The sequence below is a fragment of the Bathymodiolus japonicus methanotrophic gill symbiont genome, assembly GCF_019721995.1.
In the GTDB taxonomy this organism is placed as follows: domain Bacteria; phylum Pseudomonadota; class Gammaproteobacteria; order Methylococcales; family Methylomonadaceae; genus Methyloprofundus.
This window is the reverse complement of the sequence record NZ_BLYC01000092.1, coordinates 1-7,021: the sequence shown is the minus strand read 5'-3', so window position 1 is coordinate 7,021 and position 7,021 is coordinate 1. Positions and strand designations below refer to the sequence as shown.

Below are 7,021 nucleotides of genomic sequence, written 5' to 3'. Positions count from 1 at the left end.
TATAATCCCCCAGCAAATCCAGACAAGAAATCAAAGCAATCTTATTCCAAATTAGGGTAGTGGGTTAAACCTGTGTTTAGCATGAGAGCAATAGAATAAGAAAGTGATTTATTGCATAATTCCCTCATGAAATATTATCAAGAAATCACCTGCCCTAACTGTACTAATTCCAACCTGATGAAATCAGGTAGTAGCGATCGTGGTGTGCAGCGATATCGTTGCCAGACCACAGCTTGCTCAACCAACACCTTCATGTTGGAATATTGTTATAAAGCATGTGAATTTGGAACCAAAGAACACGTTGTCGAAATGGCTATCAATAGTAGTGGCACTCGAGACACGGCTAGGGTTCTTAAAATCAATAAAAATACGGTGACTCGTACTTTAAAAAACAAAGAAAACAGTCTTGTTCAAGTGAACCCTCTTTTTCAGACCTTTGATCAAGGGAAACCATTGGAAGTCAGACTAGAACAGGTCTGCTGTGATGAAGCCGAAATGGATGAACAGTGGTCTTTTGTAGGAAATAAAAGCAATCAACGCTGGCTATGGCATGCTGTTGATCATAAAACCAACACGGTACTCGCTTATGTTTTTGGCAAGCGTAAGGACATTGTTTTCAAAGAATTAAAAGCGTTACTTTTGCCTTTAAATATCAGTCGTTATTACACCGATGACTGGGGCGCTTATGAACGTCATCTCGATGCTGAGAAACATGAAATAGGTAAGAAAAACACCCAAAAAATTGAACGTAAAAACTTGAATTTTAGAGCATGGATAAAACGATTAACTCGTCGAACAATCTGCTTCTCTAAGTTAGAGAAAATGCATGATATTGTGATTGGTCTGTTAATAAATAAGGTGGAATTTGGCAGGGATATTCATGCAAAATCAAAGATTTAACCCACTACCCAAATTAGTTACTATTTGTAAAAAATTGGAGTATTAAAATGAGCAGAAAAAGAACGGTCTACAGTGCTGAATTTAAAAGCAAGTTGGTATTAGAAGTTTTAAAGAATGAAAAAACACTGCAAGAAATTGCCAGTGCAAATAACATCACACCTAAGAACCTACAAAACTGGAAAAAAATATTCTTAGACAATGCAGAAATAGCAATGGAGCCCTCCAAAGCCGTTAAAGATTACAAAGAGGATCTATTAGCAGCTCAAGAACAAAATGAGATGCTCACAAAAATCGTAGGAAAAATGACGGTTGAAAAGGAGTGGCTCGAAAAAAAGCTAAAAAGCTTGGACTCATCTGATAGAAAACAGTTGATTGAGCCCAAGCTTAACACTCTACCTCTAACACAGCAGTGTGCATTATTAGGATTAAATAGAAGCAATCTCTATTACAAAAAAAGAGAGAATAAAAAGAAAGAAGAGATCAAAACTCAGATTAATCACATTTTTAAAGACATCCCTATTTATGGTGCGGCTAAAGTACACCAGCAGTTGCTTGAAGGTGGTTTTAAAGTCAGTTTAAACACGGTGGCGAGTTATCGGCAGCAGATGGGCTTGAAAGCCGTATTAGCGGTAAAACAAGTCAATACAACGATCCCCATAAAAGAACATAAAAAATATACTTATAAGCTTAGAGATCTTGATATATCACACGCTAACCAAGTTTGGAGTACAGATATAACCTATATTAAAACCAAAGAAGGGATGGTTTATTTAGCGGCGATTATTGATTGGCACTCAAAAGCAGTGCTCGCCCATAAAATATCAAACACAATGGATTCTTTTTTAGTTATGGATGTATTAGATGAAGCGCTTTCTCTCTACGGAACACCTGAAATTTTTAATACGGATCAAGGCAGTCAATACACCAGTGAAATTCATACCCAACGACTAAAAAACAAAGGCATTACTATTTCTATGGATGGAAAAGGACGAGCAACGGATAATATTTGTATTGAACGGTTTTGGCGAAGTGCAAAATGTGAGCGTATTTATTTAAATGAATATGGTTCAATTAGAGCGTTAATAGAAGATGTTGATGACTATATTGAGTTTTATAATCATCAACGGTTTCATGAAACCCTGGACTATAAAAAACCAATGAATGTATATAGAGAAAGTATTTTAGCTAATGAACAGCAGAATGAAGCGGCTTAGGAATATGGAATAAGGATTGTTGAAAAATCTGTCTTGACTCTTTGGGGTGCTATATAGTCCTTGTGGCTTGCCCTTAACTGGGTGTTAACTTATTATTATCTTAATGACACCCTAAGACATCCAATCAAGGAGGAGTAATGGCATTCTCAGATAATGTGTGGTGGACACGTAAGGCTAGAATTCAGGCTGAAAAGCGTCTCTTATCCAACGCGTTCCATACACAGATTTTGTTACTTTGGTATTCCTTTTCTGGAGTTGCTTCTGCTATTTATCACTTAAGCATTGAGGGCAGTAATGCCGCCGGTCAAGATATTTCAGGGATAACTTGGGTCGTCTTTTCAGTGTTAGTTTTGTGTATTTCTGGCTTCATCAATGGGCTCTCATTTAAAGAGCGCGCTGGTTTAATAAAAGAATGCTACGAAACACTAAATAGCTTTCATCAAAAAGCAAAAGACTCTAGTCTTACGGATCCTACTAAGTTAAGCACAGAATACGACCAAATTCTCGGAGTCTGCGAAAATCACTCAGATAGAGATTATTATACGGCGCTATGCATTGAATATGTGACTAATAATAATAGGCTGGATAAAAATACTGGACTGAAAAAAGGCCTCGACAGATCTCCAACATGGTACCACTGGACTTCCCTTATCTATTGGACTTTATGTCACAAATTAATGCTAACAGTCTTATATTTACTACCAGTTATTTTATGTGTTGCACTGAGGTGCATTGAATGACAATTGAACACCTATTTAGAAAACATTTTTCACCTGAAAATCTGAAAGACATATTTACTGACTGGATTATCTATTCCAGAGCAACAGGAATTGATGGTCTTAGCCCGCGTACATTTAAGCCGCAACTCGATACTCAAATTGAAATAATTTCTAGAAAAGCTTTAGCGGGAAAATATAAATTCACAAAGTACAAGTTAAAACTCGTCAGCAAAGGGCGAAATAAGCCTCCAAGGGAAATCTCTATTCCAACTGTGCGTGATCGTATAGCGCTACGCTCATTATGTAACTTTTTAACAGAAGCCTACGAAGGCAGCATTGAGTTTCACCTTCCACAAGATATTGTAAAAAATATAAAGCTCGATTTTAACAGCCAAAATTATGATGGCTGCATAAAACTTGATGTTATCAATTTCTACCCATCTATTAAGCACGAGGAATTGATTAGCCGTCTTGGTAAAAAAATACGAGATACTGAAATAAAAGACATCATCTTGTCCGCTATTTCGTCTCCAACTGTAAGCGCCAGTGGTTCATCTGAAGACCAGGATAAGAAGGGTGTCCCACAAGGGATTTCTGTGTCTAATATACTTGCAGCGATCTACCTATCTAATATAGATAAGGAGTTAACAGCTGCCGACAATATCAAATATTACCGCTATGTTGATGATGTTTTAATTTTCTGCAGCTTAGCCGACACTGAAAAAATATCAGAAAAAGTTACCTATAAATTCAAGAAAATTGGCCTAGAGATACATGATCCTGCTCATTCCTCTGAAAAATCGAGCATGGGCCCATTAGACGATGGGTTTGAATATTTAGGCTACAAGTTTAGTGAAGAGAATATTACCGCCCGTTCAGGCTCTATAGAGCGACTGAAAGGTTCTTTGGTTTCTATTTTTACATCCTACAAACACTCCAAAAAAAAGAGTGAAGTCTTTCTGCTATGGCGTCTTAACCTTCGGATTACAGGCTGTATTTATAAGAATAAAAGTAAAGGTTGGCTGTTCTTTTTCTCGGAAATAAATGATGAGACCCTGCTGCACTCTTTAGATCACTACGTTAAAAAGTTAGTAAAAAGATTTGGTGTGAGTGTTAAGCCTAAGAAGTTTGTAAGAGCATTTAAAGAGCTTAGTCACCGAAAATATGAGACAAAGTACATTCCCAATTTTGACAGGTACAGCTTAGAGGAAATGAAAACCGTACTCGTAAATTATTTTGGTTTGGAATTGAAGGATCTTCAAGATGAAGATATTAAGTTTGAATTCAAAAAGCGCCTAAATAAACAAGTCAAAGACTTGCAAGTAGATGTAATGAATTTTTCTTAGGAGCTTTTGACCTTTCCCCTGTTCTGTCGCAAAAGTTTATTGTGCGCATAAAAACCTGCCATAACCGGTCTTTATGCGGCTAATGAATAAAACTGGGTTCTGTCGCAAAAAATAAATATTTGTGTAAAAATCAACTGTAACCTGTTTTTATGAAACCAATGGATAAGACATCATCCAGGAGAAAAACTCTCTCATCCTATCATTAAAATTACGATAATATAGTTGTAAAGCCAAGTAGCATGCGCCATTCAGGAAAATAATAAATTAAAAAATAGTACCATTTTTAGTTGAACACGCGGATCTTCTTTGGCTGAAATTAAATCTTATGATCGTATGTAATAGGGTGATTTTGTTTTTTGCGACAGAACCCTTATAACTATTTATTTCCTTCTATCGATCACTAATATTCTGCACTATTGATGCGTGCCATCGCTGAAAATCAGGGAAACGGAGCCTAAGCGAAGTGATGATTTTTAGTCCGCGATAGCCGTAGGGCCGTTATTTTGTCGGAGTCTGAGCGTTAGCGAAGGTGGAGACAAAATAAAAGGCCATCCGACACGGCGTCAAGTCATTTGGAGCCTATGTTCCGACCCCTTGTTGGGTCGGGACGAGGTGACGAGGACGAATCGGGGCCGCCGGAGGCATAAGTGGTCGCGTTAAGTTTTTGCTGCTTGCTTGGGCTGGGATGCCCAAAACAAGCTTTCGCAAAAATAGCGACTCCCCATTTGCCACCGCGCCTAGTTTGTTTATTCCTTAGCCATGCCTCCCATTTTATTCGACACCCCTAGATAAGGTCGCTTACGCTTTTAGCGAGGCCATAGGTTTGCTCCAATAATTGACGTCAAAAAAACAAGTATATTTTTAACTTCGCTATCAGCGTAGATAATCGCCTCTGATATGGCCTGATTCTTAGCAAATAGTGTTAAAAAAGGCTGTTAAAAAATATATCTCATGATATAGTTAAAAAAACCCATGCTTAAAAAGTTGGTTCTGTCGCATAAATCCCCCTTTCCCTTTTGGCTTAAATTAAAATTGGCGAAGGTATTGACTACTAGAACCCGTATTTTTCTTTCCTAAGCTTGAAGGCCCGCTCTCCGCCTTCCATAATAGATGTTATCTCATTTCTAATTTCCTTCCTGTCTATAGAGCCTTCGTATTTGATGTGGCCTTTGGTCTGCTGATTGATTTCTTTGTAGTCACAACAGATAATCAGCTCTGAGTCCCCATTTACTACAAGGTTTGCATTATGGCTACTTATGATGATCTGCCTCTTCTTTTTTGATCCCCATAGGTTTGTGATGATTTTTTCGATTGCTCTATTATCAATATCATCTTCGGGCTGGTCTATGATTAAAGGAAACCCGTCTTGGTTAAGAAGAACATTCAGCAATGCTGTAGCTTGTTGTCCTGCTGATGCCTCCTCAAATGGTATTTCATCGCCCATTGTGCTGTCTGTTTGATAGGAAAATTTTGGAAGAAAATCAAGTTTAATAGACGCAAGCCTTAAAAAGCATTCACTGGTTAATGCCTCTGACATTTTTTTTCTATTGGCGAGGCTAAAACCTGATTGATCCAAAAATGGGGAATGAGGTAGTTCATCTTGAGCATCAGGCGCTGAGTTAAATTCGCTCAATGCTTTCAGCTCATAAAGGGCTTCTTTCCATGTTTTTAATGGATCTGAGGAACTGGATACTAACTCAGATAATTTTTCCGCTCTGGATTTGTTAATATTAAGACTATAAGTAGAGAATACCGAATTAATCTCAGTGTACATTTTTTCAACATCAATTGTCTTTGTAAGATCAGCCTTAATTAGGCCATCAGACAGCTGTGTAAATGTCTCGGTGGGTTTTTTCAGTCTATCGATTTTCGATATCTGTAAATTAATATAGCTCTCATATAGATTATTAAATGTCTCATCTGTCATGTCTACTTTCGAGAACAAAGATTGCTTCTTCCTAATCTCCAACTCAAGATCTTCTATCTTTTTCTCTAACTCTTTAATTGTAGTCAAAGTTGATTGGCTAGATTCCGATTTTTCCTTTGTATTCTCATATTCCAGATCAAATGTTTTTTTAATCTTAAGCCAATTGGCATGCAGCTCCTTGTGCCTCACAACTGAATATGAATGCAACTCTTCAAGCTCTTGAACCTTATTTAAAGTTTTCTCCAGCAATTTACTTCGTGACTCGTTTAGACATTTAAGAATGTCTTCATTCTCAAATGTTTCTGAGCCATCACTAGCCTTACCTTGGTATTTTTCAAGCAATTCCTTTAAATTCAGTATGCCGTCTTGAATGGAAGAGCACTCAAGAGAAAACTCATCAAAACGATTTTTTTCATTCACATAATGTTTTACCTGATCCAATATTTTCTTACCACCTTCCGAAATACCCTTCAGGCCGCCACGAAGTTTTTTCTATCTGTGATTTGAAAGAGTCTAATTTAATTTTGTTTTTTATTAGATCGGTATGAAGCCACTTACTTTTTGATAGCTTTTGATAGGCTGACTGAACTGCAACTAAAGCTTCATCAATTTTTGAATTTATATCCTCGATTTCTTTTGAAATGGGCTGTTCAATAAACCGCTTTAGTTCGTCTGACTGAAACGAAATGCTGCTTAGTTGTTTCTGACTATAGGCTTGAATGGGTAATAAATCTTGAATCTGACTTGGCCTGACCGACTTAAAATCGTTATCTCCAATTTTCAGCAGCACATCCTCAGACTTCGGATTTCGTTTTATTATGTGTCGAATGCCATTAACAATGAAGGAAACTATAACTTCACCATCCGCTTCTTTGAGGGTTTTATCTATTAGAGTATTACGTCTCTTTAATATAT

Annotated in this window: 5 protein-coding genes and 1 pseudogene; 4 read left to right on the top strand and 2 right to left on the bottom strand. The window is 37.2% G+C overall.

The features are described from left to right. Window positions 1–126 precede the first annotated feature (126 nt). The 4 genes from K6984_RS29765 (at window position 127) to K6984_RS29750 (ending at window position 4,179) form a co-directional block, all read left to right on the top strand. A complete protein-coding gene (locus K6984_RS29765; RefSeq protein ID WP_221898587.1) occupies window positions 127–900 on the top strand; it encodes an IS1 family transposase in 774 nt (257 codons plus the stop codon). Window positions 901–947: 47 nt separating this feature from the next. Then, on the top strand, window positions 948–2,114 hold the full coding sequence (locus tag K6984_RS29760; RefSeq protein WP_087870166.1) for an IS3 family transposase: 1,167 nt from the start codon (window positions 948–950) through the stop codon (window positions 2,112–2,114). Window positions 2,115–2,251: 137 nt separating this feature from the next. Next, window positions 2,252–2,854, top strand: a complete 603-nt coding sequence (locus tag K6984_RS29755) for an SLATT domain-containing protein (protein WP_221898586.1) — start codon at window positions 2,252–2,254, stop codon at window positions 2,852–2,854. Further along, window positions 2,851–4,179, top strand: coding sequence for a reverse transcriptase domain-containing protein (locus K6984_RS29750; protein ID WP_221898585.1), 1,329 nt, complete (start codon window positions 2,851–2,853; stop codon window positions 4,177–4,179). The genes K6984_RS29755 and K6984_RS29750 overlap by 4 nt, the downstream gene beginning before the upstream one ends. 579 nt (window positions 4,180–4,758) lie before the next feature. On the opposite strand, the gene K6984_RS35515 is transcribed toward K6984_RS29750, so the two are convergent. Together K6984_RS35515 and K6984_RS29745 are read right to left on the bottom strand one after the other, a co-directional pair. Then, window positions 4,759–4,887 carry a hypothetical protein gene (locus K6984_RS35515; RefSeq protein ID WP_263458596.1) on the bottom strand — a complete coding sequence of 43 codons (129 nt, stop codon included), beginning with the start codon at window positions 4,885–4,887 and terminating at the stop codon, window positions 4,759–4,761. Window positions 4,888–5,230: 343 nt separating this feature from the next. Further along, a pseudogene (locus K6984_RS29745) lies at window positions 5,231–7,021 on the bottom strand (AAA family ATPase); the annotation flags it as partial.